Here is a 25,648-nt window from a genome sequence, read left to right on the forward strand (position 1 = left end):
TTTGACGTCACGTGCTACCCAACTTTATTGAGAGATTGGAAGATTTTTGCAAATCAACAAAGAAACGTGGGGGAGGCAGCATAAATGCCCCAAAACAGAGAAATCCCCCAACTTTTTAGAGAGAGCCGATTCGTCGCCGATAGCCTTCCGCGGTTTTAGGTGGTTCTGATGAAAGAGCGGGATTGGCGGCCTTTCCGAAAAGCCTCGTGTTGCCGCTAGGTTCAAAACAGGCCAATTTTGAGATGACGACGATCTCTCGTCTGTGATAACTTTTAGGCAACCGTAACGTCCGTGGGTGTTATCAATAGATCGAGCGTGCTGTTTTGGATCGTGGGTGAGATGCTGTGGAACAGGCGGAAGTCTCTTCGGGTACCGTAATGCTGGAGGTCCCGAAAACTCTTGCCGAGTTGCTTGAGCTGCTAAATGAAGGGGCCTTGCAGGAAAGCTATGTTTGGCGCGAGCAAAGTAATTATATGTGGCCGCTATTTCCGTCTTTGTACCGAAGGCTCAGGTGTTGTGGCTTTGCCGACTCGCAAATTGACGAGAGCTTGGTTCGCTGCGCCGAGGCTCTCCTCGTTGAGCATGCCAAGCTCGAGTCGTTGCTGGATGAAAAAGACGATGACTGCTTGGGTCTAATGGCGCAAATCCAGCATTATGGAGGAGCGACCAGGCTGTTGGACGTCACACATGACCCTTTGGTCGCATTGTTCTTTTCGTTAGGGGATTTGTCCACAAAGGGTGTTGTGCATCGCGCTGGTGCGTCGATCCGTCTTGTCGCGTCGATGTCGAGGACGGCTCTGCTTCATGGGATGATGTGCTGAGAAAGGGGGAGGGCGGGCGTCCGGTCTTGGTTTGTCCGCCAGCATGGAATAGGCGCATGAAAGTTCAGTCGGCTGCTTTTATTACGACGGTTCTTGCGAATCCGCTTAGCGAGCCGAGCATCTTTACCAACGAGACGTCGTCGTCGAGGGTTTTGACGATTTGGGTTGGGCAGCAAATGAAATCTGAGCTGCGTGATTATCTCGAATCTAAGGGAATTAGCAAGCAGACACTGCTGCCAAGCATTGAGTCTTTTGCGAGTAGGTGGGCGCGCGACAAGTCCTTTGAAGCGCTGGTGTAGCATAAATGCAGTTCCTTCGGTCGAGCATACTGGCTTGCTCGTCCTTTTCGAAATCTGGGCTCTTGATAAGAGGTGAGATTGAGCATGACCCGTTACATGGCTGAGATGCTTGAGAAGGCAACCTTGGTCCAAGTCGTGTCGGAGTACGAGCGGCAGTACTTCGACGGGGAGGTTCTCTCCCGTTCGGAGTCGGTTGAGGGTATCGATGGGTACAGGGGCATCCTCGAGTACCTCGGCTCGACGGGCTCGAGCCGAAGGAACTACAGGCACTATGCGACGCGCAGGCGAATAGCCAGCATCTTGGATGATTCGGCGTTTTACCTCACGGACGGCAGAAGCTGGAACGACAAGTATGACAGGGAGCGATTCAACCCTCGCGACTCATCGTTCAAGAGGTTTGGAATCTGCTTCTCGGCGATGACGAGCGAGAGCATCGCGATGTGGATGCTGTACGGCGGCATAGACGGAAACGGCGCGATGATCAACTTCGACAAGGGGACCTTGCGCGCGGCGATGTTGGCGCCCGAGTACGAGTGCGGGTACTTCGACCACGGCAGATTCTGCCCCGTCGGAGTCCTCGACGCGTCGGACATGGAGCTCAGGCTCATGGACGTGCTGTACTTCGGCGGCGGCGATGGCGACGGGAAGATGAGCATCGGGCGCGTTGGCGAAAGCGGGAGGACAAGGATCGCTCGTGAGGCGCTTCGCGGCATAGAGCCAATAGCGAAGCACAAGTCATGGTCGTACGAGGTCGAGGTGAGGCTCGTCGCCGCCGTGAGCAAGTCGGTGCTCGGAGACGAGGGCTCGAAGATCGAGGCGATAAGGATCCCCCTGAAGCTCAGCGGCGACTTCAGGCGCAGGAGAGTCTTCGACTCGCCGGTGTCGGACGGCAGCGGCGGGAACCTCGACAGCGAGCTTCACGGCATGGTCGAGTGGGACCTCTGCTCGGGCTGCGGCTGGCGGGTGGGCGAGGGTCTGCATGCGCCGAGCGCATGAGCGGCCGTAAGCCGAGATCCTTACACGCTTTTTGAAACTTAACCCTAGCTGCGGACCCTAGGGATGAAGAAAGCGCCGGATATATGTGAAATGCTCACCAATCGGGCGCTTTGCTGCCGCGATCATACCACCCCTACTTGACGAGCGCCGTGTTGCTATGGCATGCCAGGTCGGCTGTCCCGTATCTTCACAGACCTGCGAGCGCTTTCGCTATTACCTCCATGTACGGCCAGGTCAGCTTCCCGATCGGCTCGTCCCTGAGGAGCCCCTCAAAGGCGATCTCGAGCTTCTGGTCGAGCCGGATGTACGAGGGCTTCCTCAGGCCGCACGAATCCCAGTCGATGATCGGGACGCATCGACCCGACCCATCGGCTCGCAGGTCCTTCGACGTCACCTTCGCGGCCACGGCGACGCACCGGTCTCGCCGGACGTCGACTACGACGACGGGGCGCACCTTGCCCGCGCCCGGGTGGTCGGCGAACTCAACGTAGGCCAGCCAGACGTCGCCGACCTCCACCTCACGCGAGGTCATCGTAGAGCCCGTCGTCCTCGGGGTCGTCCCACTCCGCGGGGAGCGTCGTCTTGCGGGTCTCCTCGTCCATGCGCACCACGTCCTGCTTGGACCAGTCGATGTTCGGGATGCGGTCGCCGTACCCCCTGCCGACGGGTGCGACGAGCACCCAGGGCTTCGAGTTCCTGAACACGGTGACGGGCCTCCCCGTCGCGTTCACCGTCGCGGCGATCTTGGAGAAGTTGGCCCTCGTCTCGGCCACGGTCGCGGTCAGCTCGCTCATTGTGCTCTCCTTCGATGGCGGAGTGTGCTTTTCATCTAGCGCTTATTATAGCCATAAAAACGTACATGGGCGTGCATTCATGAGAGTATCAGGGTATCCAGGATTTAGCGTGAGTGCTTTAATCGTGCATGGTTCGGGAAGGGGCAGTAATGAGAGATGGGTCGCATGAGCTCAGAACGCCCGGACTTGTCGCTATGCGGTTATCTGCTGTTCTGCCTGCCCTACTATTTCAGGTGCCAGCTCTTGCACGGAGTCAAACCGATTCCCCTGTTCGTCTACAAAACCGACGAGCGGGTGTGGTTCCTGTCGTTCCTCAGCGGCTTCATCGAGTAGTTTCTCGATGAAAACCCGTGGAAACTCTTCGACGCAGACGAACTTGATGCTATCGACCAGAAGTTGCAGAGCCTGTAGCCGTCGGGATTCTGAGTCCTGGGGCGAACTCGCCCTTTGCCCGGCGAGGTGCGGTGGGTGCTAGGCACGAAGAAAGCGCCGGATATATGGGCTCTGAGGCCGGAGCGTGATGGGCTGCACCTCATCTGCGGTGTTTATATACCTCGCTGCGGTGGGCGACGTCCACGACGAGGACCAGCAAGACCTCATCCTCGATGTCACAGATGATCCGATAATCCCCGACGCGGTAGCGCCATAACCCCGCCAGGTTCCCGACGAGCGCTTTCCCCGCGCTTCTCGGGTCGTCGAGCTGGGCGATCTCGCGCAGCTTCGACGTGATGCGCCTGGCGGTTTGCTTGTCGAGTTTTGCAAGGGAGCGCTCGACGTCCTTGTCGAGCTCAATCCGCCAAGCCAAGGTGATCCTCCAGCTCGTCGAGCGTCACGGTCTCGAGGCGGCCAGCGCGGAAGTCCTCGACCTTCCTGAGGATGTCGTACTCGTACTCGAGCCTGTCTATCGAGCTCGAGAGCGCTTCTGTCATGTAGAACGTCTTAGTCCGGCCCGTCGCCTTCGCCAGCCGATCGTACCGGGCTGACAGATCCTCCGGTATCCTCAATGCTGCCGTCGCGGTTGCCATCCCGCACCTCCTTGCGTCATCTGAGCTGTAAACACGTTATACACTCTAACACAAATCAGGCCTCGCCCAACGTGATGTTGCCGGTTGTAGGCATGAAAAGAGCACCGGATACGTGCGGGATGCGGCATGGTCAAGCGACATCATCTCCTGCCTGTTGAGGTCCTTTCCTGGGGGGCCGGCTACCCGAGCCCCGCCTGTCTCTTGACCCTCTCGAGCGTCTCGTCCTCGATCTCGCGGTGCCTCTTCGCCAGGACGGTCACCTCGCCGTTGGTGAACTTCTCGTGCTTCGGGCTATGGGGGCATCATACGCCGCCAGAAGACGCTTGTTCAACGGTGGGTTCGCGAATCAAATCTCACTTTAGTCAGATAACATGTCATGTTCTAATGCATGTAATTGAATCTGCAAGCGTTTTATTCAAGATGCGAAGTGTAAGTCGATACCTGTAAGTTTTTGGGAGAAGAAACTTACAGGTATGCGAATGTCAGGGCAAGAAGCACCAGGAATTCAACTCTTTGATTTGGAAACATGTCAAATGACAAGCAATAGATCCCAGCGGTCGAGATCATGCGCTACTAATTGACAGCAAGGGCATACTTGATTCTCAATGACAAACTTGTAAGTTACTATAGCAAGTGTTGTTGACTGCTTGATGTCGTTCCTGCTAGAGTGGATCTATCGCAAAGCATCCTATGCGTCGGGAGGTGCGTGCATGAGAGTCACTGCCGTCACGGTGGGCGGTTTCAGGAACGTGGCCAAGACCAGGTTCGAGCTGGGCGGAATACTCGGGCTCGTATCGCCCAATAACTACGGGAAGTCGAACGTGCTGGCGGCTCTGGACTTCGGAGTCTCCTTCCTCAATGCGAGCCCGAAGGAGCGGCAGCGGCTCATGGGCTATCTCGGTGGCATGCCACTCAACCCCGAGCTCGAGAGTGACGACTTCACGTTCGAGGTCGAGTTCGACGATGAGTCCCTCGGCGAGTACCGCTACGTGCGCTACGGCTACTCGTTCACCTGGGTGCGTGACGATGGAAGCGGCCGTCGGGTGTCCGATGAGTGGTTGCTGGCCAACTCGAAGCCGGGCGGGCTGTGGTCGAGCTACATCATGCGCCGCAAGGGCAAATACCGCGCGAGCCATGCCACCCGCTCGCAGAGGACAATGCGTCTCGACGCGGACCAGCTAGCCATCGACGTGCTCACGGCGGTGGACGACATCGACATCAATCCCGTCATTCGCAGGGTGCGCGGCTTGCGTCTCGACGTGGCCGGGCTCATTGAGGCTGAGAGCCGCTACGCCGCGAGCCCCCTCGAGTTCGACGCCGACGACGATGGTGTCACGTTCGATTCCTCCGACGTCGCCAAGCAGCTTTTCTGCCTTCGCGAGCGTCATCCGGAGGGCTACGAGGCCTTCGAGGAGGCCGTCTACACGCTGTTTCCCGAGTTCGAGGCCTTCTCTGTTGATCCCTATGAGGTGAAAGACGAGTGGAAGAAGCGCTACGCGGGCCTCGTCGAGGCAGGGGAAAGCGGCGAGCTTCCCTTTCATATTCGCGACGAGCTGTACCGAATCACCGTTAAGAGCGCCTACCTCAACCAGCCGGTCGACATCTCGCGCATGTCGGCCGGGACGAAGAGGACCATATGGCTCCTGGCCAACACCATGACCGTCTCGGCACTCGGTGACCAGCTGCTCGGCGTTGAGGAGGTTGAGACGAGCATCCACCCCCGTATGGCGGGTGATCTCCTGAACCTGCTCAACGAGGCGCTCGGCGACACCTGCATGATCGTGACTAGCCACTCGCCCTATCTCGTGCAGTACCTCAAGCCTGAAAGGGTGTACGTGGGCGCGCCGTCCGAGGACGGTGTGGCGCGCTTCAGGAGGATCAGGGCTGACCGGATAGGGGGTTTCCTGTCGGCTGCGACGGACCGCGGCATGGGGTTTGGCGAGTACCTCTACGGGCTGATGTCGGCCGACGACGACGACGCGCGCGTGCTGATGTCCTATCTGGAGGACTGACATGGCAGAGCTTGCGGGCAAGCCCGTGGTCGGGATAGCGTTCATCATGGAGGGCGTGACAGAGAAGGTCTTCTACAAGGCCTACGCGAGGCATGCCGCGGCTCAGCTCGGCCTGTCCTGCGAGGAACTGATCGTGAGCGACACTTCCGCTTTCGTTGTTGGCGGCCCGCGCGGGTCGGCGCTGCTGCTCTTCCACAGCGTCGGTTCGGTCACCCAGATTCCCAACGCCGGAAGCTGGTTCGCACGTGTCTGCGTGGGCGGGTGGCCCTCTGCGCCCTGGCATGCTTTGCTCTGCTACGACACCGACGCATACAACGCCGATGTCACCAAGTTCCACGAGGGCGACTGGCTCCAGCTCCGCAGGGAGATTGGCCGTGACGCCTCGTCGGTCGTCGACCTCGCCGCAGAAGCCGACATCGAGGATGTGATGCTGTGCGACTCCGAGGGCGTGCTCTCGTTCCTCGGTCTACCCGCCGAGACTCCAATCCCCGGGGGCAGGAAGGGGAAGCGCAAGATGGCCAAGCTCTATCGCATGGTGGCGCCGAACGTCGCTTACCATGCCGGGGATAAGGCGCGCTCTCTGGTGGAGGCGCTCGATATGCAGCTCATAGCACGCAACGCGCCTGAAGGCGTTGATCTGCTGAGGATCGACAAGCTGCTCGCGACGCTGTTGGGCGCCGGGGCTGATGATGGCCTTGACGTGCAATCCGGGGGTGACCAGGCAAACCGTAGCCTCCAGGAATCGGAGGACTGATGCGACAATGCTGCGTTCGACGAACTTGATTGGGGGCTCGGCCTTGAGGCAAAGGTCGGGTTCCTCTCTTTTCGGGCGTCGGCGCGGCGGTCTTGCAAACGGCGGCTGAGCAAGGGCCGTGCTTGTATCAACTTTTCCTCGGTGACGCCTTTGCGGTTACGGTAGCGGAAGTGGGCTATGTGGATACCGCGAAGGGCGCTCGTGTTTCGCTGCGGTCGTTCTGGGGCGTCCGGCCTTGCGCGCGTCGGCCAGACGCGCGCCCACGCTCGCCTCGGTGACCCAGGTGTTGCGGCCCTCCCGCCATCCGTCGAGGAGGCCGCTCGCCAGCATCGCGGTGACGCGCGGGCGCGTGACGCCGAGGGCGCGCGCCGCCTCGGCCGCGCTCATTCGCGGGACCTCGGACATGGCGGCGTCGCCTTGATTTGCGAGCTAGATGTTCTCGTAATGAGTCCACATGCGAACGACCTTCACGACCCCCTCGTAGGATGCCCCGTTCTCGATGACCGGCTCTGCGTGCACCTGGTAGACGAGGCGATGCTGTAAGCTGATTCGGCGGGAGTAGAGTCCGGACAAGTTGCCGACCAGCTGCTCGTATGCGGGCGGGCTTCGGAAGGGGTCTTCTCGCACCACGTCGATGAGGGCTTTCGCCTTCTTGTCCAGACCGGCGGACTTCAGCTTCTTCGCGTCCTTGGCGGCTTGCCTCGTGAACTTCACCAGGTACATGGCTACCATTCCAGCTGGTCTTCGGAGACGCAGCTGTCAAGGGGCTCTGCCGCGCCAGCTTGCAGGGACTCGGCCATTCCCGGGATGCTGTTCAGGTGGAGCGTCTCCTCGATGGCTGCCCACTCGTCCTCTCCGACGAGGACGGCGCCCTTTCCCTTGCTGTTCGTGATGGCGATGGGAGCGCAGTTGGCGTTCACCTGGGCGATGGTCTGATAGATGTTCTGGCGTAGCGCCGTTGCGGTTATCGAGGTCATGGCCGCTCCTTTTCGTTTCCGCTATCTGGCAGTATGACGTACGTATCTACGTACGTCAAGATGCATCGCATAGTTTGCAAGCCTCCAAAGCCTGCGCGGGCGGTGCTTCGGGGGCGCTGCCTTGGCATATAACCCCTATGCTGCTGCGTCGAGCGCCATAACATCGGGCTTTATTACCCGAACGCATTGCAAGGTACGAGAGAGACATTCTATTACCTATAGGTTCTAGTCTATGTTACACTGCGCAATAAAGTACCTATAGGTAATAAGGAGTGCCATGAGAACGAAGCTTGACGCGCGGTTCGACCAGGCGGCGCGCACGCAGTGCTACAGCATGGTGGAAGTAGGCCAGGTGCTGCGCTTGCGGCGCCGAGAGCTCGGCTACACCCAGACGGACATCGCCGCCTTTGTCGGTTGCAGCCAGCGACTCATCAGCGAGATAGAGCGTGGCAAGCCGACGGTTGCTTTTGAGACGGTGCTGCGTATCGCAAATGGCCTCGGCATCGACCTGTGGCTGCAGATTAGAGGGAAAGATGAGTAGCCTGTCTGTTTGGCGCGAGTACCACGGGAATCTCGAGCTCGTCGGGAGCATCGCCTCTCCTTCCGGGAGCATTGAGTTTGCCTACGACCCTTCTTACGAGGGCCAGCCCATCTCGGTGCTCTTCCTGTGCGCCGCGCGCCCTACTCGGAAGCCGAAACCGCCCGGTTCTTCGAGGCCCTCATTCCCGAAGGAACGGCACGACTGGAGTTTGCCCGGATGCTCCATGCGGAAAAGGGGGAGAAAACGCATGGCCATGTGGGAAGTAACAAATAATATGCTAAATCCCACACGTTTTAAAAGACATCCGCTCGCCCTCCAAATCGGAGGGGCTAGCGCTCGCAACCCCGAAAACTTTACGCCGTGCAAGAATGCGAGAAGGCAATCGTTTTGTGTCTGAGTTCGCTCTTGGAGGAGCTGGGGGCGGGTGGGTGCGTTCCTACTGTTCCCTAGATGATGAAGGAGCCCCTTGCGGGGCTCCGGTGCTTTGCTATTCGGCGAGCTTGACGATGATGCTCTTGCCGATCTTCTCGATGGAGAAGTCGTCGATGCTGCTCACGTACTGGCGCAGCTGCGAGAAGCCGAGGTCGCGCACCTTGAAGTCCTTGAACTTCGCGCGCACGGACTCGCTGATCTGGGCGAGCTCGATGCCCGTCGCGCCGGACTCGCGCACGAGCTGGCGAATGTAGTCCTGCGGCGTCTCGGACGCAGGCGCCGCCTTCTTGCTCGAGCGGCGACGCGACTTGCGCGCGGGCTTCTTGGCGGGAGCGGGGGCTTCGGCCTTGGCTGCGGCCTCGGGTTCGGCCGCGGGGGCAGGGGCGGGGACAGCTTCGAGCGGCGTGGGCTCAGCTGGCGCAGGCTTGGCTGCAGGTGCTGTCGCCTGCTCTGTCGTGGACGCCGCTTGTTCCGTCGCATCGGGCGTGGCCTCGGGATTTGTCGCCTTGGCGGCTGCCTTGGCCGAGACGCGGTGGCTGCGGCGGCTGCGCTTCGGGGCCGCCGGCTTCTCGGCAGGCTTCTCTGCGCCCTTCTCCACGGGTGCGCCAGCAGTCTTCTCGGCGGCCTTGTCCGCAGGCTTCTCAGCGGTCTTTTCGGCAACCTTATCGGCGTGCGCCTCGGCAGCCTCGACGCCCTCTTTACCAGCGCCTTCGCCCTCCTCGGGCTTCGCCGCCGCAGCAGCAACTTCCTCAGCTGCCTGGAGCGCGGCCTTGGGGGCTTTCGAAGACCGACGCGGGCGCTTCTCCTCGCGCCGCTCGTCCGCCTTCGCGCCCTTCTCCTCGCGACGCTCATCGGCCTTCGCGGCCTTCTCCTCGCGCTTGTCCTCGCTGCCCTCGGTGAGCTCGACGGTCACCGAGCTGTGATCCTTCGTGATGCGCACGCGCGTGAACTCGCTCAGGAGCTTCGAGAGTAGGTTCGTGCCGTAGCTGCGCACGTCGAAGTCGGGGTAGCGCTTGAGCAGGCGGCTTCCCACCTCACCGAGGCCGGTCGACTTGCCGTTGTTCTGGTTGTCGGTGATGATGTCGACCACGGCCTGCTCCACCTCGTCCTTCGACATGGCGGGGCCGTTGGCGTTGCCGCTCTTGCCGCGCCTGTCGATGAGCAGCTCGAGCGTGGTGAACACGTCGCACGCGCGGCGGAAGGGCGTGGGGGTCTTCTTCTCGCCCATGCCGATGACGGTGCGGCCGCTCTCGCGCAGGCGGCTCGCCAGGCGCGTGAAGTCCGAGTCGCTCGACACGATGCAGAACCCGTCGACCGACTCCGTGTAGAGGATGTCCATGGCGTCGATGATCATGGCCGAGTCGGTGGCGTTCTTGCCCTGCGTGTAGCCGAACTGCTGGATGGGCGTGATCGAGTTCTCGAGCAGCGCGTCCTTCCACTTGGCGTGCAGCGTGAGCGTCCAGTCGCCGTAGATGCGCTTGATGGTGACGGTGCCGTACTTCGACAGCTCGTTGAGGATGGGCTTGATGTAGCGCGCCGACACGTTGTCGGCGTCGATGAGCAGCGCGAAGCGCTTGTCGGAAGATGTCTTGATTTCCATAGGGTGCTTTCTCGAGCCGGTCCCCCGGAGGGGATGCGTGCAGATATGTTTTGCGATGCCCTAGATGATAGCGCGTGACGGGCGCGTTTGGGGCCGCGTTGCGTCGGTTCGGGCAGAAACTTCGGAAATACGCGAAATTTCCCCTTGCAAGGCGAAGGGCGCATCCCTATAATATTGCCTTGCGCCATGGTGGGTGTGGCCTAGTTGGCTAAGGCGCCAGATTGTGGCTCTGGAGATCGTGGGTTCGAGTCCCATCATCCACCCCAGCGCGCGAATTGCTTGAAAAAGGGTCTTGCGCAAACGCAGCGCTTGGCCTAAAATAGCAAAGCGCTTTGAGCGCAAGCGACTTTTGCACCATTAGCTTAGTTGGTAGAGCAGGGGACTCTTAATCCCAAGGTCGAAGGTTCGAGTCCTTCATGGTGCACCACGAATTTCGAAAGCCCCTCGTCGAGGGGCTTTTTTGCTGCACGGGAACGGCGAGGCGCTGCGGCATGGGGCGGCGGGGCGCTTGCTGCGGCCGGATCCTTCGACTGCGCGCCCTCCGGGCGCTCCGCTCAGGATGACATGGGGGGATGACGCCGCGGGCGCTCCGCCCGGGATGGCATGCAGGATGACGCAGGGCGATAAGGGCGGGTGCGTTTCTCCGCTTCTGCGCCCGCCGCACCTGCCGCCCACCTGCCCACGATGCCCTGCGCGTAACGCTTCGGTCACGTACCGCGCAGCATCCCACTGCAACGCCGCCCACCTGCCCACGATGTCTCGCGCGTAACGCTTCGATCGCGCTTTTCTGAAGAACCCGTGCCTTATGACGCGCAGGGCGGGCGCGGCCGTGCTTTTTCCCTACAATGGGGGCGAAACACGAATCATAACCAAAGAATCACTTGCCCGAAGGAGGTCCCTGCGTGGAAACGCTCACGCTCGGACTGCTGCTGCTTGCCGCCGTCCTCGTATCGTCTGTCATCGACCAGATCGTCCCCAAGGTGTCGCTTCCGCTCATCCAGATCGCGCTCGGCGTGGTGGTCGCGCTGTTCGCCTCGGGGAGCATCCAGATCGCGCTCGACCCTGAGCTGTTCTTGGTGTTCTTCATCGCGCCTCTGCTCTACGACGAGGCGAAGCATGCCGACAAGGCGCTGCTGTGGCGCGACCGGAAGCCCATCCTGTCGCTGGCCATCGGGCTCGTGGTCGCCACCACGCTCATCATCGGCTTCGCGGTGAACGCCGTCATCCCCTCGATCGGCCTGGCCGCCGCCTTCGCGCTCGGCGCTGCGCTCGGCCCGACCGACGCCGTGGCCGTGTCGTCGCTCTCCAAGCAGATCGACATCCCCGAGCGCCAGAAGAGCGTCCTCAAAGGCGAGCTGCTCCTGAACGACGCCTCGGGCATCGTGTCGTTTCAGTTCGCGCTCGCCGCGGCCATCACAGGCGCGTTCTCGCTCTTCGACGCCACCGCCGACTTCCTCGTCGAGTTCTTCGGCGGCCTGGTGGTGGGCATCGTGCTCGGCGCGGTGGGCAACTTCATCGTGCGCAAGGTGCGCGACATCGGCGTGGAGAACACCACCTTCCACGTGCTGTTCGAGGTGTTCACGCCGTTCCTCGTGTACCTCATCTCGGGCGCGCTCCACGTGAGCGGCATCATCGCCGTGGTGGTGGCGGGGCTGGTGAACGTCATCTCGCCGCGCATGATCGGGCCGTCGGTGGCGCGCATGAACATCGTGTCGTCGAGCGTGTGGCGCGTGCTCACCTTCGCGCTCAACGGCGTCGTGTTCGTGCTCTTGGGCACGCAGCTGCCCAACGCCATGCGCCACACCTGGGACGACGTGTCCATCGGCAACGGCATGCTCGTCGGCTACATCATCGGGCTCACGTTCGTCCTTCTGGCCGTGCGCTTCGCGTGGTGCCTGGCCATGGAGTTCGCCTTCGTGCGGAGGGTGGGGAAGCGCCCCTTCGGGCGTGCCGACGCGAAGAGCGCGCTCATCACCACGCTGTGCGGCGCGAAGGGGACCATCACGCTGTCGATCCTGTTCACCATCCCGGTGTTCATCGCGCCCGGCGTCCGCTTCCCGCAGCGCGACCTCATCATCTTTCTGGCCTGCGGCGTCATCGTGTGCACGCTTCTGCTCGCCACGTTCGTGGTGCCGCTTCTGGCGCCGAAGCGCGACGCGAAGAAGGCCGAGCTCGACGCGAAGATGCGCGAGGTGGAGTGCAACCTGGAGATCATGCGCAGCGTGATCGAAGAGCTCACCACGCGGCAGACGCCGCAGAACCGCTTGGAGACGCAGGCGGTCATCCGCTCGTACAACGACCGGCTCGAGCGCATCAAGGAGATCAACGACATCGAGGGCGAGCCGAACGTGAAGCTGCGCATCGAGGCGCTGCATTGGGAGCGCGAGCGCACGCTTGAGCTGATCGAGCAGAAGGGCGTGTCGGGCATGGTGGGATACGGCTACCTCGCGCGCCTCGAGCAGGTCGAGCAGCTGCTCGAGCACCATGCGGGCCGCCTGTCGCCCAAGCACCTGTGGATCCGCGTACGCGCCATCATGCGCCGCGGCCTGCACAGCCTGCTGATCGAGCTGCCCACGAACTCCGACATGAGCCTGCGCGCCGAGGAGCAGCGCAAGCTGCAGGTTGAGACGGCGACGTACGCGATCGCGCGCTTGGAGGAGAAGGTGGCGTCGACCGAGGTGCCCACCGAGGATGCCGCCGCGCTGCTGCTCGAGTACCAGGGCAACAAGCGCAAGCTCCTGAACGCCACGCCGAGCGTGTCGACGGTCATCAAGACGGTCGACCGCACCGACGACATCCGCCGCTACGCCCTGCAGCTCGAGCTCGAGCAGATCCAGACGATGTACGAGGAGGAGCGCCTGAGCCGCGCCGCCGCCAAGCGCATGCGCGAGAACGTCCACCTCATGCAGCTGGACCTGGACAACCACGTGTAGGGGGAGCGGGAGCCGCAGGCGGCGTGCGGGCGCGGGCGCGGCGCGGGATTGCGGGCGCGCGCGAGCCACGTGCGGCTCCCGCGCGCGAGCAGTCGTCGCCCGCACGCGGCTTGGCCGGCCCGCAGGCGGGCGCCTTATACGCGGGCGCGCACGAGCTCGATGGCCTCCTTGCCGCTCAGGTGCTCGATGGCGAGGCGGATCATGCAGGTGCGGTCGAAGAGCTTGTCGGCCTCGGCCTGGCGGCCCTCCTCGTCATCGGGCGTGTAGCGCGCCGCCAGCAGGTCGAGCGCGCGCCGCTTCTCCGCGGGGTTCTCGATGATGCGCGCCCGCCCGAAGGCGATCACGCTGCGGAAGTACGTGGTGTACTCCTCTTCCACCACCTCGTCTTGGTCGATCACGCAGAACGACGCCTTGTCGCTGCGTGCGAGGGCGTCGATCTTGTGCCCGGCGAGCGCGCTGTGGAAGTAGAGGCTCTCGCCGTCGAACACGTAGCTGAGCGGCACCGTGTAGGGGTAGCCTTCGTCGCCGGTGAGCGCCAGGACCCCGGAGGTTCCCCGTGCGAGGACCTCAGCGCACTCCTCGTGCGACAGCATCTGTTTCTTGCGTCTCATCTCGCGGAACATGGCTTGCGTCTCCTTTCGGAAGGGCTTTGCGCGATTCCTTCGTCATGCGCTGTTTTGTCATGCGCCATTGTAGGGCATGGGCCCCGCCCTTGTCATTCGGCGCCCTCCTTCGCGCGTGATCGGGCGGCGCGGGGCGCTACAGGCAGAGCTCGCCGGCCAAATCGGCGATCACCTTGCAGAAGAAGAGCGCCATCACCACGAGCATGACGGGCCGCGCGATGGCCGAGCCCTTGCCCGAGAACGCGCCCGCCCCCAGGTAGTTGCCCGCGATGTTGAACGCGCCCGCCGCCAGGCCCAGGGGCAGGACCACCACGCCGTTCACCAGGAACACCGCGAGCGCGGCGAGGTTGGTGGACAGGTTGATGGCCTTGGTGGTCCCCGCGGCGGTGCGCACGTCCTGGCGCGCGAGCGCCGTGAGCGCGAGCATGAGCAGCGTGCCCGTGCCCGGGCCGTAGAAGCCGTCGTAGAATCCCACGCCAAGCGCGATCGCCGCGGTGACGCAGAGCGCGCGGCGGCGTGGGATGGCGGTGCGCGCGAAGGAGTCGAGGTCCTTGGTGCGCAGGACGAACGCCGCCATGGCGGGCAGAGCCACGAGCATGACCACCTTGAGCGCCGTGTCGCTCGCGAGCAGCGCGGCGTTGCTGCCCGCGCATGAGCCGACGAGCGCGCAGGGCACGGCGGCCAGCACGAAGGCACGCACCATGTAGCCGGCGCGCGCGTAGCGGATGGTCGCGATGAGCGTGCCGAGCGAGCTCGAGAGCTTGTTCGTGCCGAGGGACGCGTGCATGGGCAGCCCCGCGAGCACGAACGCGGGAAGCGATATGAGCCCGCCGCCTCCGGCGATGGCGTCAACGAAGCCCGCAACGAATGCGAGCGGGCAGATGATCAGGTATTCCACAGCCTCGTCTTTCACGCGCGGATGAGGGGCGCACAGGCTCCGCAGGGGGTGTGCGGCGCCAGAGACAGGCGTACCCTCGCATGAGGGTACGGTCAGCGTCGAAGTGGTGGGCCCGGCCGGATTCGAACCGACAACCAAAGGATTATGAGTCCCCTGCTCCACCGTTGAGCTACAGGCCCGCTTGCGCGTTGGCTATTTTAACCCATTTCGGCGAAAGCGCCAGGTGATTCTCGGCACGCTCACATATCGCGTTGGCCAGAGGCGCAGCCCGAAGTGGTCGCAGGGCGTGGGCAAGGGCAGGGGCGAGCGCGGCAGGCTGCGATGCGGGTTCACCCCTGCAGGACTTCTTTTCGCGGCCTTCCTGCGCTGCACGGGTCGGCTTTCCGCTGCTTGATGGACTCGACGCTCACGTAGGTTCTCCTGCCGTTGCGGTAGCCGTCAAGCAGCCCCGCGTCAATCATGTGGGTTACGCGTCCTGCTGAAATGCCCAGATCACGCGCGGCTTGGGCGGCTGACACAACCTTGCCGCGTACGACATAGCTCTCGTCTGTCTCAAAGAAGACGGCTATGACGATCTCCCCGTCGCCGGCTTCGTGGCCGATGTGCGAGATGGGAACCTCATCTCCGTGCAGCAGCAGGGATGCCACATAGGTCCTCATCGCATCAGCCATCATGCTCGCAGCTTCGTTTATCGTGCTGCCTTCGCTCACGCATCCGGGAAGGTCAGGTGCGTCAACCCAGTAGCCGCCCTCTTCCGCAGCGTGAAACACGGCATCGTAGATGTACTTTCCCATGATGCTTCCTTTCGGGGGGGCGCCTACAGCCAGCCTGCGCATTTTGCTATCGCCCGGTAGGTGCCCAGCTTGACTTCCTTGCTCGACGTGGGAACGGAAACGGTCCGCCCGTCCTTCCTGAATACGAGGTGGCTTCCTTTGCCAGTCTGCTCTTCCCAGCCTTCTTTTCGCAGCCTCTTTACGATCTCCTTGACCTCCTGCTCCTTCGGCATGCCAGTTCGCCTTCTCTCGGATGGCAAATATATTATAAAGTGTTGCTATTTTTAATCAAGGTCTCAAGATTGCGTATAGTCAAGGGTAAAACGCATGTTGCGAGAAAAGCTCGACTCAATAATAATACAAATGTTCTAGTAGATATAGAGGAGCGCGAAGATTTCTTGCAACGATAGGGGCGCGGGCTGCGAATATAGGAGTGAAGGGCGGTGAGGTGGTGGGAGGGAAGGCGACAGACGCGAAGGGCACCCGTGACATGCGCGGGCTGAGCAGCGCGCGGGAGCGGAAGCTCATCCGTGATGTGCAGCGGCGGGGATCGCGCGAGGCGGCCGAGGAGCTCGTGCGCGCGTACTACGACGAGGTGTATGTGTTCGCGTTTCGCCAGTGCGGGCGCAAAGAAGATGCGCTTGACCTGACGCAGGGCATTTTCGTGGCGGCGCTGCATTCCCTTCCGCGATTCGACCACCGCCGCGCTTCGTTTCGCACATGGCTCTACCGCATCGCCGCGCACAAGGTCATTGACGCGCGGCGGCGCGTGCGCGCCGACGTCGCCCCGCTCGGCGACGCTGACGTGCCTGACGGGCAGGACTTCGCGGCTCAGGCGTGCGACCGCGTGCTGCTTGAGCAGATCGAGTCCTATGTCTGCGCGCTCGACGCTGAATCGCAGGCGGTGTATCGGCTGAGGCTGTATGCCGAGCGTACGTTTCCCGAGATCGCCGAAGCGCTTGGGATGTCAGAGCCTGCCGTCAAGGCGCGGTACTACCGATTGACGGCCCGCTTGAGGAAGGAGTTCGGATCCCATGAATGATCCCGTAGCCAAAAGCGTGTGGGGTGCGATGGGCGCGCCTGGCGCTGCGGACCTGCCCAGCGCTGCGGAGCGCGAGCGCAGCATCGCCGTCATCGTGGATGCGGCGCTGCCCGCGCGCATGGGCCTGTGCGCACAGCTTGCGAACCTCTTGCACGAGGTGCCTGTTCGCGAGTTTGTCTTCGGCGTGGAGGACTGCCTCTTTCTGGCTCTTGTTGCATCGGCGCTCGTGTTTGCGCCCGCCGTTCTCGCCGTCGCACAGCAGGGTGACCTGCTCGCGCCTTTGCTCTTCGTCTGCTCGCCCCTTCTGTACGCCTTGGCAAGCGTGCTCGTTCGCTGGAAGGAGTCGATGCGCAAGGTGCTCGAGTGGCGGCTGACCTGCCGCGTCTCCCCTCAGGCGTTCGACGCGCTGCGCATGCTGCTGTTCGGCGGCGCATCGACGGCATCATCTGTGGCGCTTGCGCTCGCTTTGTGGGGTGTGACAGGACAGCGGATGTCGCTCGTCTGGCTTCTGGCGCTGGCGTGCTCGAGCCTGTTCGCGTACGCCGCCGCAGCGCTTGCGTGCGAGCGGTTTGCGCGGGGAGGGTGGGCTTGCCTTGTGCCGCCAGTCGCATGGGCGCTCGTGGGCATGGTGCTCGTGGCGTTTCAGCCGGCTTCGTCGGCGCTTGGGCAGGTGCCCCTCGCGGTGCTCGTGGTCGTGGCCGCGGGTGCGGCCTTCGTCTACGTCGGTGAGCTGCGGCGCTGCGTCCTGCGGCCAGTGGAAGGAGGCATGGCATGCTGCAAGTCGATCATGTGACGAAGCGTTTCGGAGGGGTGACGGTGCTCGAAGACGTCTCGCTCGTCTTTGGGCCAGGGGTGTACGGGCTTCTGGCGCCGAATGGCGCGGGCAAGACGACGCTCGTGAAGATGCTGGTCACCTTGATGGCCCCCACGGAAGGTCGCATCCTGTGGAACGGGGAGGACGCGCTTTGCCTGGGGGAGGAGTATCGCGCGTGCTTCGGCTATCTTCCGCAGGAGCTCGGCTTCTATCCCCGTTACACGCCTCGACGGTTTCTGCGCTATGTCGCGACGCTGCAGCGCATGCCGCGCGCGCAGGCTGATGCGCGCATCGACCGCCTGCTTGACGCGGTTGGCCTGTGGGACGTGGCTGATCGGAAGATGCGCGAGTTCTCGGGTGGGATGCTGCGCCGTGTGGGCATTGCCCAGGCGCTTCTCCGCGACCCCCAGCTTCTCGTGCTTGACGAGCCCACGGCGGGCCTCGACCCGCGCGAGCGCGTGCGGTTCCGCAACCTTGTGCGCGCGGTAGCGGACGATCGCATCGTCATCATGTCCACGCATGTCGTGTCCGACGTGGAGGCCATCGCCGATGAGATCGTCTTGCTGAAGGACGGTCGAGTGCTTGCCTGCGAGCCTCCGGCGAGCGTATGCGCGCGGGCGGCGGGCAGGGTGTTCGAGGTGCCCCTGCCTGCGCCGCTCCCGTCTGCGTTGAGGCCGGTTCTGGGGCAGGCTTCGCCTGCGCCGCTCCCGTCGGGATGGCGGGTCTTGAGCGAGCGCCAACGCGGCGGGCATGTCGTCACGCGCATCGCATGTGACGAAGGCGGCGCAGGCACGGCATGTCCGCCTGTCGGTGCCGTTCCCGTTGAGCCATGTTTGGAGGATGCGTTTCTGTATCTGTATGACGACGGGTTGGAGAAGGGCTCTTCCTTCGCTTGGACGGGCCGAGAAGGGGGCGTGACGGTATGAGGCTGCTTCTCTGTGAGATGCGCAAGATATGGCGTCCGGGTCTGATCGTGGTCATCGTGGCGCTTGGCTTGGCGTACTGGGTGACGGTCGCGAGCTTTGACCTGCGCTACCTGAACAACGGCCCTTATTTCCAGGCTGATGCTGCGTTGGCCGAAGGCTGGCTCGAGGAGTTTGGTCTCACCATGGAGCCCGAGGAGCGCGCGCAGCTCGACGCGCGGCTGGAAAGGGAGATCGCTGCGTTCGACGAGCAGGTGGCCGACTTGCCGGAGGCGGTTGAAGCGGGCATTGACGGCTACGCGGCGTATCGGGCTGCTCTGTCGGAGCGGCCGCCCGAGGGGGATCTCCCGCGTGACGCGGACCTTGCCCGGGTGCTTGCTTCGAAGACGAACTATCCGACGATCCAGCAGCTCGAGTTGTTCATGGAGTCCTATGACATGACGGAGGAGGCTGCCGCTGCGCGTGCTGCCGAGGCGTCGGACGTCGCTGATGCGCCATGGAGCGGCGGCCTCGTTGGGCCGCGGGCGGCTGCCGTCGACCAACGCATGCTCGCGGCGCACGAAGGAGGCGAGCGCGGGTTCCTGCCGCACGGCATGCTCGAGCGCGTTATGAGCTACGCGGGGCATCTGGCGTCGTGGACGGTGCTGAGCGTGATCCTGCTGCTCATACCCGTGATGACGCGCGATCGGCTGCACGGCACGTGCGTCATCCAGCGAACGTCGCGCGCGGGGCGCGAAAGCGTGCGCGCGCAGATCGCGGCAGGCATGTCGTCGGCGGCGCTGCTCGCACTGGCGAACGTGGTGGCGTGGGGCGTCCCGCTTGCGCTCAGCGGCACGCTGGCGCTTGCGAGCTGCCCGCTCCTCAACTACGCGAACAGCTTCTACGTGCCGTGGCTGAGTGTGACGTACGGGCAGTATCTGCTGATTCTCGCGGTGCTGACGGTGGCTTGGGGGCTCGTTGCCGCTGCGGGCGCGCTCTTCCTCTCGCAGCTCAGCGACAACTACGTGTCCGCGCTGCTGAAGGCATTGCCGCTGTTCGCCGTGCTCGGGATGGTGCTTGCGCCGTGGGCGACGGAGGGGGCGCTCATGATCCGGGATGTGGTTCCTGGCTCGTCGGTGCTCATGCCCTGCGGCATGGAGGTGGCCGTCCTGGTCGTGCTTCTCGCCGTCGGGGCGGTTCTGCTTGCGCGCCTCGCGCGAAGTTGGGAAGCGCCAGCGCGCGAGGAATGGTGAGCGCCATTTTAACTCTCGGCTTTGCAATCAACGAAAAAGGCCAGAGCAAATAACGCTCTGGCCTGTTGTTCATGGTGGTCGCTACAGGATTTGAACCTGTGACCCCCGCCGTGTGAAGGCGATGCTCTCCCGCTGAGCCAAGCGACCGAATATGCTGCCGTCTCTCAACGGCGTTTGACTATGATAACGGCACTTCGCCTCGAGCGCAAGCCCCTTTCTCCGCTTTCTCGCGATTTTTTGCGCAAGGCGCGCCGGCGTGGCGATGCTATACTATTTTGTCGGGTTTGAACTCATGTGCGCGCGGTCGCCAAGCGCCGCGCGTGCTGGCGAAAGAGAGAGACAGACATGGCATCCGACATGACATCCGACACCTTCCTGGCCTCCAAGAAGATCAGCGACGAGATCAAGGCCGACCTGGCCGTGCATCCCGAGAAGTACACCATGCTCACGGGCGACCGCCCCACGGGGCGCCTGCACATGGGCCATTACTTCGGCACCATCCGCGAGCGCGTGCGCCTGCAAGACGCCGGCATCACCACGCGCATCATCATCGCCGACTACCAGGTGATCACCGACCGCGACACCACCGAGCACATCGCCGACAACGTGCACAACATGGTGATCGACTATCTGGCCTGCGGCATCGACCCGGAGAAGACCATCATCTTCACGCACTCGGCCATACCGGCCTTGAACCAGCTCATGCTGCCGTTTCTGTCGCTCGTCACCGAGGCTGAGCTGCAGCGCAACCCCACCGTGAAGGCCGAGCAGGAGGCGAGCGGGCACGCGCTCACGGGGCTTCTGCTCACCTACCCCGTGCACCAGGCGTGCGACATCCTGTTCTGCAAGGGCAACATCGTGCCGGTCGGCAAGGACCAGCTGCCGCACATCGAGCAGACGCGCCAGATCGCGCGCCGCTTCAACGAGCGCTACGGCCGCGTGTTCCCCGAGCCGCACGGCCTTCTGACCGACGCCGTGGAGATCCCCGGGCTTGACGGCCGCAAGATGTCGAAGAGCTACGGCAACTCCATCGCGCTGTCGGCCACGGCTGAGGAGACCGCCAAGCTCATCAAGAAGTCCAAGACCGACTCCGAGCGCTTCATCACGTTCGACAAGGAGAACCGCCCTGGCGTGTCGGCCCTGCTCACCACGGCGGCGCTGTGCACCGGCCGCACCGAGGTGGAGATCGCCGAGGAGATCGGCAACGACGGCTCGGGTGCGCTCAAGAAGTACGTGACCGAAGCCGTGAACGCCTACCTGGCCCCCATCCGCGCGCGCCGCGAGGAGCTCGCCGCGCGCCCCGCGTTCATCCGCGAGGTGCTTGCCGAGGGCAACCGCCGCGCCAACGAGCTGGCGAACGCCACCCTCGACCAGGTGCGCGAAGCCATGGGCATGGTGTACTAGTCGCAAGCCCTCCTGCGGGATGCGAGATCGGCAGCGCGTCGCAAGAGAGGAAGAAAATCATCATACGATGCGGGTCTATTTCATGCCAATGATTGCGGGCGAGTTCTCCTTAGTCAGGCGCTGCTTATGAGCGTGCGATGGCTTCTTTGAACCAGCGGCCGGCCTCGGAGAGGTCGGCTTCTGCCCAGCCTGACGTCGCCTGCGTGCCAGGCGCGATGAGGGCGGACGTCTCGTTCTTGTTCGAGAGGCTCCATGCGACGAAGCTCACGTTGCGGCTGTTCAGCAGGTTGAGCCACGTTGCGGCCGAGTCTCCGTCGATGTGCCCGTTGCCCGAGGCGTCGGTGATGCTGCACTCGCTCACGAACGCGGGCACGCCGGCGTCGAGCGCGCGCATGAGCTTCTCGCGGATGCCGTCCTTGTGCGTGGCGGCGTAGAAGTGCAGCGTGTACATGACGTTAGGATCGTCGATGCGGTTGCCGATCACTTCGTCGATGTCCTGCGACCAGGTGTTGGTGCCTACGAGCACCACGGCATCGGGGTCGTGGGCGCGGATGGCGTCGAGCGCCGCCTCCGCATAGGGCTTGATGACGGTGGAAAACGGCGAGCTTTGCGGCTCGTTGCATACCTCGTAGATCACGTTGTCGCTCTCGGCGTAGCGTGAGGCCACGGTGTCGAAGAACTCGAGCGCCTCCGCCTGATGCGCGGTCGGGTTGCCGTCGCTCAAGATGTGCCAGTCGATGATGACGTACAGATCTGCTGCCGTGGCCGCGCGCACGCCCTCGTCGATGAGCGCGAGGAGCGCCGATCGGTCGCCGTCCGTGCAGTACCCGCCGCTCTCGGCCGTGTACATCGCCAGGCGCACGACGTTGGCGCCCCAGTCTTCGCGCAGTGTGGCGAACGCGTCGGCGTTCACGTATTGCGGGAACCATGCCAGCCCGTGTGTGCTCACGCCGCGCAGCTGCACGGGGTTGCCCTGCTCGTCGGCGAGCCCGGTGCCCTCCACGTGCAGCTTGCCGGCCTTGGAGAACGCTGCGACGTTGTTGGAGGCTGCGTCTGCAGCTGCCCCCTCGCCTGCGGTTGCGTTTGTCGGCGGGCGCACCGGCTCGGGGTCTGCGGGCTGGCAGCTGGTGAGGCTGAAGGCGAGGGCGGCGGCGATCAGGAGCGCGAAGGCGGCTGCGAGGACGGCGGTTCTGCCGGCAGACGCCGGAAGGGCGGTGCTGGCGGGTCGGGCGCAAAGCGGCGGGCGGATCATGGGGTGGTTCCTCTCTCGTGCGCCCGGTATGCCCTGGTGACGCGCTTGCGCGCGTGGGCACGAGGCGGGCGCTCTTCTTTTCGCCTCCTATGGTAAACCATCGCGGCGTGCTTGCGCGTGCTGCAAGGGTGAGGGGTGGCGTGAACCTCGCGCCTGCGCTTCGCCCCGCGTTCGCCGAAAAACCCTTATAATCAATCTTTACGACGAAAACCGGCCTTGCGGCGAGCTGGGCTGGCTGGCCAAGAACCGGCCCGGCGCGCCGCCAGGCCGCTCGGTCGGCTGAGACGAACTGACAAACCAACCAAGCAGAGGCACCTCCATGATCCTGCAGACCGAACATATCTCGAAGTCCTACGGCGGACGCCAGCTGTTCCGCGACGTCACCTTCCGCCTGGAGGAGTACGACCGCCTGGCGCTCGTGGGCCCCAACGGCGCGGGCAAGACCACGATGCTCAACATCATCTCGGGCGAGGACGAGCCCGACGAGGGCCGCATTCTCTTCGCGAAGGGCGCGCGCGTGGGCTACCTCGAGCAGGAGGCCATCGAGATGGGCGTACGGCCCATCTTCGACGAGGTCATGTCCTCGCAGGTGGAGGTGCTCGAGGCCGAGCGCCGTCTGCACAAGCTGGAGTCCGAGCTCGGCGAGAGCCCCACGCCCCAGCAGCTCGCGGCGGCGGGCCGCGCCCGCGACGCGTTCGAGATGCTCGGTGGCTACACCATTGAGGCGAAGGTGCGTGGCGTGCTGTTCGGCCTGGGCTTCAAGGAAGAGGACATGACGCGCCTGACCAGCGAGTTCTCCGGTGGTTGGCAGATGCGCATCGCGCTGGCGAAGCTGCTCATCCGCAATCCCGAGGTGCTGTTGCTCGACGAGCCCACCAACCACCTCGACCTGGAGTCGGTGAAGTGGCTCGAGGGATTTTTGCGCTCGTACGCGGGCACGGTTATCGTGGTCAGCCACGACCGCGCGTTCATGGACAACATGGTGGACCGCGTGGCTGAGATCGACAACGGTGAGGTCATCCTCTACAAGGGCAACTACTCGGCCTACCTGCGCGCCCGCGCCGAGCGCATCGAGCGGCTGCGCGCCGAGAAGGCCAAGCAGGACGAGGAGATCGCGCACCTCGAGGCGTTCGTCGAGAAGTTCCGCTACAAGGCCACCAAGGCCAAGCAGGCGCAGGACCGCGAGAAGAAGCTCCTCAAGATCAAGGAGAACCGCATCGTCATCCCCGAGGAGAAGAAGACGGTGCACTTCAACTTCCAGCAGCCGCCGCGCACCGGCGACATGGTGGTGCGCGCGCAGGGCCTGCGCAAGCACTACGGCGAGAAGAAGGTCTACGACGGCGCCGACTTCACGATGTACCGCGGCGACAAGGTGGCGCTCGTGGGGCCCAACGGCGCGGGCAAGTCTACGCTGCTCAAGATGATTGCGGGCGTGCTCGCGCCCGACGCGGGCAGCATCGAGTACGGCGTGCACGTGTCGCACACCTACTACGCGCAGCACCAGCTCGAGGAGCTGCACGCGGGCAACACCGTGTTCGAGGAGCTCGACCGCGTGGCGCCGGGCTGGTCGATCAGCCAGGTGCGCACGCTTTTGGGCGCGTTTCTGTTCGCGGGCGACGACGTGGAGAAGAAGGTGGGCGTGCTCTCGGGCGGCGAGAAAAGCCGCCTGGCGCTGGCGAAGATGCTCGTGGCACCCAAGCCGCTGCTCTGCCTCGACGAGCCCACCAACCACCTCGACATCTCGAGCGCCGACATCCTCGAGCAGGCGCTGCTGCACTTCGAGGGCACGATCCTGTTCATCACGCACGACCGCCACCTCATCCGCAGCGTGGCGAACCGCATCGTGGAGGTGACGCCGGGCAAGATCACCAACTACGACGGCGACTACGACTACTACTTGTTCAAGTCGGGGCAGCTTGACAACCCCGACCCGGCGGACCGCTCGCTGGTGGACGAGGTGTTCGAGGGCGAGGGTGCCGCGAAGGGGAGCGCCGCGCGCGGCGGCGTGGCCGGCAGGGTCGCGGGCGCGAAGGGGGGCGCGAGGGCCGCGACGGGCGCGGGCGGCGCGCAGGCGGGCTCGGCCAGCAAGGCGGGCTCGGGCACGACGGGTGCGCAGGCGAGCGCGAAGATAGCCGCTGCCAAGGCCGCCGACGCCGCGCTCACGGCTCCGAAGGCGAGCGCGCCGAAGTCCAAGGAGCAGAAGCGCCGCGAGGCCGAGGCGCGCAACCGCGCCTACGCCGCGCTCAAGCACCACCGCCGCCGCATCGCCGAGCTCGACGCGCAGCTCGAGCGCGACAACGCGCGCATGGCCGAGTTGCTCGAGCTCATGGCCGACCCCGACTTCTACATCAACGAGAGCGCCTCGTCTGACGCCGTCGCCGAGCACGGCAAGCTCAAGGTGCGCATCGCCGAGGCCGAGGAGGAGTGGTTCATGCTCAACGAGGAGCTCGAAGAGGAGATGGCCCGTCAGGCGGAGCGCGCCTGATGCTGAACGTCGTCTTGGTCGAGCCCGAGATCCCGCAGAACGCGGGCAACGTCGCGCGCACCTGCGCGTGCGCGGGCGCGCGGCTGCACCTCGTAGAGCCCATGGGTTTCCACGCCACCGAGCGCAACCTCAAGCGCGCGGGCTGCAACTACTGGAACGACGTGGACATCGAGCGCTGGCCTTGCGCCGAGGCGTTCTTCGAGGCGCATGAGCATGACGAGCTGCACTTGTTCACGGGCGCGGCGACGCGCAGCTACGCCCAGGCGGGCTTCGGGCCGGATGCCTACCTGGTGTTCGGGCGCGAGAGCCGCGGGCTCGACCCCGCGCTCATCGAGCGCTTCGCCGAGCGCTGCGTGCGCATTCCCTTGCGCGCGGGCCTCGACTCGCTCAACGTGTCGAACGCCGCCGCCATCGCGGTCTTCGAGGCCCTGCGCCAGCAGGGCTTCCCCGGGCTTGTGTAAGGTGTGGCGTAGGGGGATGGTGCAGCGCATGGGGATGGGGCTTCCCCCCTCGCGTCACCCCGGGTGAGCTTTCCCTCTCTGTATCGCCTTGGATAGGCGTTCCCCTCCCCGTGTCATCCTGAGCGTCCTATATCATCCTGGGTGGGCGTCCCCCTTCCTGTGTCATCCTGAGCGAGCGAAGCGAGTCGAAGGATCTGGCCCCGGGCACGATGTGCTTGCATGCGCAGCCCACGTGCGGCCAGATCCTTCGACTCCGCGCCCTGCGGGCGCTCCGCTCAGGATGACACGTAATAGCAACCAGCTGCCCGGGATGACGCACGGGAGCAACTTGCTGCCCGGGACGACGCGCAGGAGCAGCCTGCTGCTCGGAATGGCGTGGGAAGGCGGCCAGCTGCCCGGGATGGCGCGAGGGGTGAACGCAAGCGCGTGTGTCCGCGTCATGATGCGTGGGAGCGCCCAAGCCTCGTGGCATTGAAAGCAAGCGCGTTAGCGCTGAGCACTTTCACGGCAGGTGCTCTGAATGGCATGAGGGAGCGCGCATTGCTCAAGCGGGTTTA

General features: G+C 63.8%; 29 protein-coding genes and 4 tRNA genes. 18 read left to right on the forward strand and 15 right to left on the reverse strand.

Annotated elements, in window-relative coordinates; genetic code table 11:
- Positions 1-344: 344 nt before the first annotated feature.
- From G7Y50_RS09125 to G7Y50_RS09135, 3 genes are all read left to right on the forward strand, one after another.
- Positions 345-821, forward strand: coding sequence for an FRG domain-containing protein (locus G7Y50_RS09125; RefSeq protein ID WP_165053381.1), 477 nt, complete (start codon positions 345-347; stop codon positions 819-821).
- A gap of 56 nt (positions 822-877) precedes the next feature.
- Positions 878-1,120 (forward strand): hypothetical protein, encoded by a 243-nt coding sequence (locus G7Y50_RS09130; RefSeq protein WP_165053384.1) that lies wholly within the window; start codon positions 878-880, stop codon positions 1,118-1,120.
- 84 nt (positions 1,121-1,204) lie between these two features.
- Positions 1,205-2,116: a hypothetical protein gene (locus G7Y50_RS09135; RefSeq protein WP_165053387.1), complete on the forward strand. Its 912-nt coding sequence runs from the start codon at positions 1,205-1,207 to the stop codon at positions 2,114-2,116.
- A gap of 187 nt (positions 2,117-2,303) precedes the next feature.
- On the opposite strand, the gene G7Y50_RS09140 is transcribed toward G7Y50_RS09135, so the two are convergent.
- The gene (locus G7Y50_RS09140; protein WP_165057034.1) at positions 2,304-2,648 is read right to left on the reverse strand and encodes a type II toxin-antitoxin system PemK/MazF family toxin; all 345 of its coding nucleotides are present in this window, start codon (positions 2,646-2,648) and stop codon (positions 2,304-2,306) included.
- Complete coding sequence (locus tag G7Y50_RS09145; RefSeq protein WP_165053393.1) at positions 2,635-2,910, reverse strand: type II toxin-antitoxin system Phd/YefM family antitoxin; 276 nt, start codon at positions 2,908-2,910, stop codon at positions 2,635-2,637. The genes G7Y50_RS09140 and G7Y50_RS09145 overlap by 14 nt, the downstream gene beginning before the upstream one ends.
- Before the next feature lie 165 nt (positions 2,911-3,075).
- On the opposite strand from G7Y50_RS09145, the gene G7Y50_RS09150 reads away from it, so the two are divergent.
- A complete protein-coding gene (locus G7Y50_RS09150) occupies positions 3,076-3,243 on the forward strand; it encodes a hypothetical protein (RefSeq protein ID WP_165053396.1) in 168 nt (55 codons plus the stop codon).
- 199 nt (positions 3,244-3,442) lie between these two features.
- Here the strand turns inward: G7Y50_RS09150 and G7Y50_RS09155 are convergent, their stop codons facing one another.
- The gene (locus G7Y50_RS09155; protein ID WP_165053399.1) at positions 3,443-3,715 is read right to left on the reverse strand and encodes a type II toxin-antitoxin system RelE/ParE family toxin; all 273 of its coding nucleotides are present in this window, start codon (positions 3,713-3,715) and stop codon (positions 3,443-3,445) included.
- Positions 3,699-3,935 (reverse strand): antitoxin, encoded by a 237-nt coding sequence (locus G7Y50_RS09160; protein WP_165053402.1) that lies wholly within the window; start codon positions 3,933-3,935, stop codon positions 3,699-3,701. The genes G7Y50_RS09155 and G7Y50_RS09160 overlap by 17 nt, the downstream gene beginning before the upstream one ends.
- A 710-nt stretch (positions 3,936-4,645) precedes the next feature.
- Between G7Y50_RS09160 and G7Y50_RS09165 the strand changes: the two genes are divergently transcribed.
- Together G7Y50_RS09165 and G7Y50_RS09170 are read left to right on the forward strand one after the other, a co-directional pair.
- Entirely contained in the window at positions 4,646-5,947 is a 1,302-nt protein-coding gene (locus tag G7Y50_RS09165) for an AAA family ATPase (protein WP_165053405.1), read from the forward strand.
- Position 5,948: 1 nt separating this feature from the next.
- Complete coding sequence (locus G7Y50_RS09170; RefSeq protein WP_165053408.1) at positions 5,949-6,701, forward strand: hypothetical protein; 753 nt, start codon at positions 5,949-5,951, stop codon at positions 6,699-6,701.
- Positions 6,702-6,857: 156 nt separating this feature from the next.
- On the opposite strand, the gene G7Y50_RS09175 is transcribed toward G7Y50_RS09170, so the two are convergent.
- Genes G7Y50_RS09175 through G7Y50_RS09185 form a run of 3 tightly spaced genes read right to left on the reverse strand, consistent with a single transcriptional unit; the run spans position 6,858 to position 7,678 of the window.
- Positions 6,858-7,106 (reverse strand): hypothetical protein, encoded by a 249-nt coding sequence (locus G7Y50_RS09175; protein WP_165053411.1) that lies wholly within the window; start codon positions 7,104-7,106, stop codon positions 6,858-6,860.
- 24 nt (positions 7,107-7,130) lie between these two features.
- Positions 7,131-7,433: a Txe/YoeB family addiction module toxin gene (locus G7Y50_RS09180; RefSeq protein ID WP_241156466.1), complete on the reverse strand. Its 303-nt coding sequence runs from the start codon at positions 7,431-7,433 to the stop codon at positions 7,131-7,133.
- Positions 7,427-7,678, reverse strand: coding sequence for a type II toxin-antitoxin system Phd/YefM family antitoxin (locus G7Y50_RS09185; protein ID WP_165053414.1), 252 nt, complete (start codon positions 7,676-7,678; stop codon positions 7,427-7,429). The genes G7Y50_RS09180 and G7Y50_RS09185 overlap by 7 nt, the downstream gene beginning before the upstream one ends.
- A 277-nt stretch (positions 7,679-7,955) precedes the next feature.
- On the opposite strand from G7Y50_RS09185, the gene G7Y50_RS09190 reads away from it, so the two are divergent.
- Positions 7,956-8,219, forward strand: coding sequence for a helix-turn-helix domain-containing protein (locus G7Y50_RS09190; RefSeq protein ID WP_241156467.1), 264 nt, complete (start codon positions 7,956-7,958; stop codon positions 8,217-8,219).
- Between the two features lie 126 nt (positions 8,220-8,345).
- Positions 8,346-8,492, forward strand: a complete 147-nt coding sequence (locus G7Y50_RS12255) for a hypothetical protein (protein ID WP_370458019.1) — start codon at positions 8,346-8,348, stop codon at positions 8,490-8,492.
- Positions 8,493-8,706: 214 nt separating this feature from the next.
- On the opposite strand, the gene G7Y50_RS09195 is transcribed toward G7Y50_RS12255, so the two are convergent.
- Complete coding sequence (locus G7Y50_RS09195; RefSeq protein ID WP_165053417.1) at positions 8,707-10,251, reverse strand: NYN domain-containing protein; 1,545 nt, start codon at positions 10,249-10,251, stop codon at positions 8,707-8,709.
- A gap of 189 nt (positions 10,252-10,440) precedes the next feature.
- On the opposite strand from G7Y50_RS09195, the gene G7Y50_RS09200 reads away from it, so the two are divergent.
- From G7Y50_RS09200 to G7Y50_RS09210, 3 genes are all read left to right on the forward strand, one after another.
- Positions 10,441-10,517, forward strand: a tRNA-His gene (locus G7Y50_RS09200).
- Positions 10,518-10,602: 85 nt separating this feature from the next.
- A tRNA-Lys gene (locus G7Y50_RS09205) sits at positions 10,603-10,678 on the forward strand.
- Between the two features lie 475 nt (positions 10,679-11,153).
- Positions 11,154-13,184: a sodium:proton antiporter gene (locus G7Y50_RS09210; protein WP_165053420.1), complete on the forward strand. Its 2,031-nt coding sequence runs from the start codon at positions 11,154-11,156 to the stop codon at positions 13,182-13,184.
- 134 nt (positions 13,185-13,318) lie between these two features.
- Here the strand turns inward: G7Y50_RS09210 and G7Y50_RS09215 are convergent, their stop codons facing one another.
- The 5 genes from G7Y50_RS09215 to G7Y50_RS09235 all read right to left on the reverse strand — a co-directional run bounded on the left by G7Y50_RS09215 (position 13,319) and on the right by G7Y50_RS09235 (position 15,711).
- Complete coding sequence (locus G7Y50_RS09215) at positions 13,319-13,807, reverse strand: pyridoxamine 5'-phosphate oxidase family protein (RefSeq protein WP_165053423.1); 489 nt, start codon at positions 13,805-13,807, stop codon at positions 13,319-13,321.
- Positions 13,808-13,943: 136 nt separating this feature from the next.
- Positions 13,944-14,705 carry a TSUP family transporter gene (locus G7Y50_RS09220; protein WP_165053425.1) on the reverse strand — a complete coding sequence of 254 codons (762 nt, stop codon included), beginning with the start codon at positions 14,703-14,705 and terminating at the stop codon, positions 13,944-13,946.
- Between the two features lie 104 nt (positions 14,706-14,809).
- A tRNA-Ile gene (locus tag G7Y50_RS09225) sits at positions 14,810-14,884 on the reverse strand.
- A gap of 150 nt (positions 14,885-15,034) precedes the next feature.
- The gene (locus G7Y50_RS09230; protein ID WP_165053428.1) at positions 15,035-15,499 is read right to left on the reverse strand and encodes a type II toxin-antitoxin system HicB family antitoxin; all 465 of its coding nucleotides are present in this window, start codon (positions 15,497-15,499) and stop codon (positions 15,035-15,037) included.
- Between the two features lie 23 nt (positions 15,500-15,522).
- Complete coding sequence (locus G7Y50_RS09235; RefSeq protein ID WP_165053431.1) at positions 15,523-15,711, reverse strand: type II toxin-antitoxin system HicA family toxin; 189 nt, start codon at positions 15,709-15,711, stop codon at positions 15,523-15,525.
- A gap of 200 nt (positions 15,712-15,911) precedes the next feature.
- Between G7Y50_RS09235 and G7Y50_RS09240 the strand changes: the two genes are divergently transcribed.
- The 4 genes from G7Y50_RS09240 to G7Y50_RS09255 are packed head-to-tail and all read left to right on the forward strand — an operon-like array spanning position 15,912 to position 19,489.
- Entirely contained in the window at positions 15,912-16,520 is a 609-nt protein-coding gene (locus G7Y50_RS09240; RefSeq protein ID WP_206214822.1) for an RNA polymerase sigma factor, read from the forward strand.
- On the forward strand, positions 16,513-17,313 hold the full coding sequence (locus G7Y50_RS09245; protein WP_165053434.1) for a hypothetical protein: 801 nt from the start codon (positions 16,513-16,515) through the stop codon (positions 17,311-17,313). Before G7Y50_RS09240 ends, G7Y50_RS09245 begins: the two co-directional genes overlap by 8 nt.
- A complete protein-coding gene (locus G7Y50_RS09250) occupies positions 17,292-18,260 on the forward strand; it encodes an ABC transporter ATP-binding protein (RefSeq protein ID WP_165053437.1) in 969 nt (322 codons plus the stop codon). The genes G7Y50_RS09245 and G7Y50_RS09250 overlap by 22 nt, the downstream gene beginning before the upstream one ends.
- A complete protein-coding gene (locus tag G7Y50_RS09255; protein ID WP_165053441.1) occupies positions 18,257-19,489 on the forward strand; it encodes a hypothetical protein in 1,233 nt (410 codons plus the stop codon). The genes G7Y50_RS09250 and G7Y50_RS09255 overlap by 4 nt, the downstream gene beginning before the upstream one ends.
- Positions 19,490-19,561: 72 nt before the next feature.
- On the opposite strand, the gene G7Y50_RS09260 is transcribed toward G7Y50_RS09255, so the two are convergent.
- Positions 19,562-19,636: transfer RNA gene (locus G7Y50_RS09260), tRNA-Val, on the reverse strand.
- Positions 19,637-19,846: 210 nt separating this feature from the next.
- Here G7Y50_RS09260 and trpS point away from each other — a divergent pair.
- Positions 19,847-20,893 (forward strand): tryptophan--tRNA ligase, encoded by a 1,047-nt coding sequence (gene trpS / locus G7Y50_RS09265; RefSeq protein WP_165053596.1) that lies wholly within the window; start codon positions 19,847-19,849, stop codon positions 20,891-20,893.
- Between the two features lie 124 nt (positions 20,894-21,017).
- Here trpS and G7Y50_RS09270 read toward each other — a convergent pair whose 3' ends face one another.
- Positions 21,018-22,145: a glycoside hydrolase family 5 protein gene (locus tag G7Y50_RS09270; protein ID WP_165053444.1), complete on the reverse strand. Its 1,128-nt coding sequence runs from the start codon at positions 22,143-22,145 to the stop codon at positions 21,018-21,020.
- Between the two features lie 319 nt (positions 22,146-22,464).
- Between G7Y50_RS09270 and G7Y50_RS09275 the strand changes: the two genes are divergently transcribed.
- A complete protein-coding gene (locus tag G7Y50_RS09275; RefSeq protein WP_165053447.1) occupies positions 22,465-24,630 on the forward strand; it encodes an ABC-F family ATP-binding cassette domain-containing protein in 2,166 nt (721 codons plus the stop codon).
- Positions 24,630-25,091, forward strand: a complete 462-nt coding sequence (locus G7Y50_RS09280) for a tRNA (cytidine(34)-2'-O)-methyltransferase (RefSeq protein WP_165053450.1) — start codon at positions 24,630-24,632, stop codon at positions 25,089-25,091. The genes G7Y50_RS09275 and G7Y50_RS09280 overlap by 1 nt, the downstream gene beginning before the upstream one ends.
- The last annotated feature ends 557 nt before the right edge of the window (positions 25,092-25,648 follow it).

The organism is Adlercreutzia sp. ZJ176, assembly GCF_011038975.1.
Lineage (GTDB): Bacteria > Actinomycetota > Coriobacteriia > Coriobacteriales > Eggerthellaceae > CAAEEV01.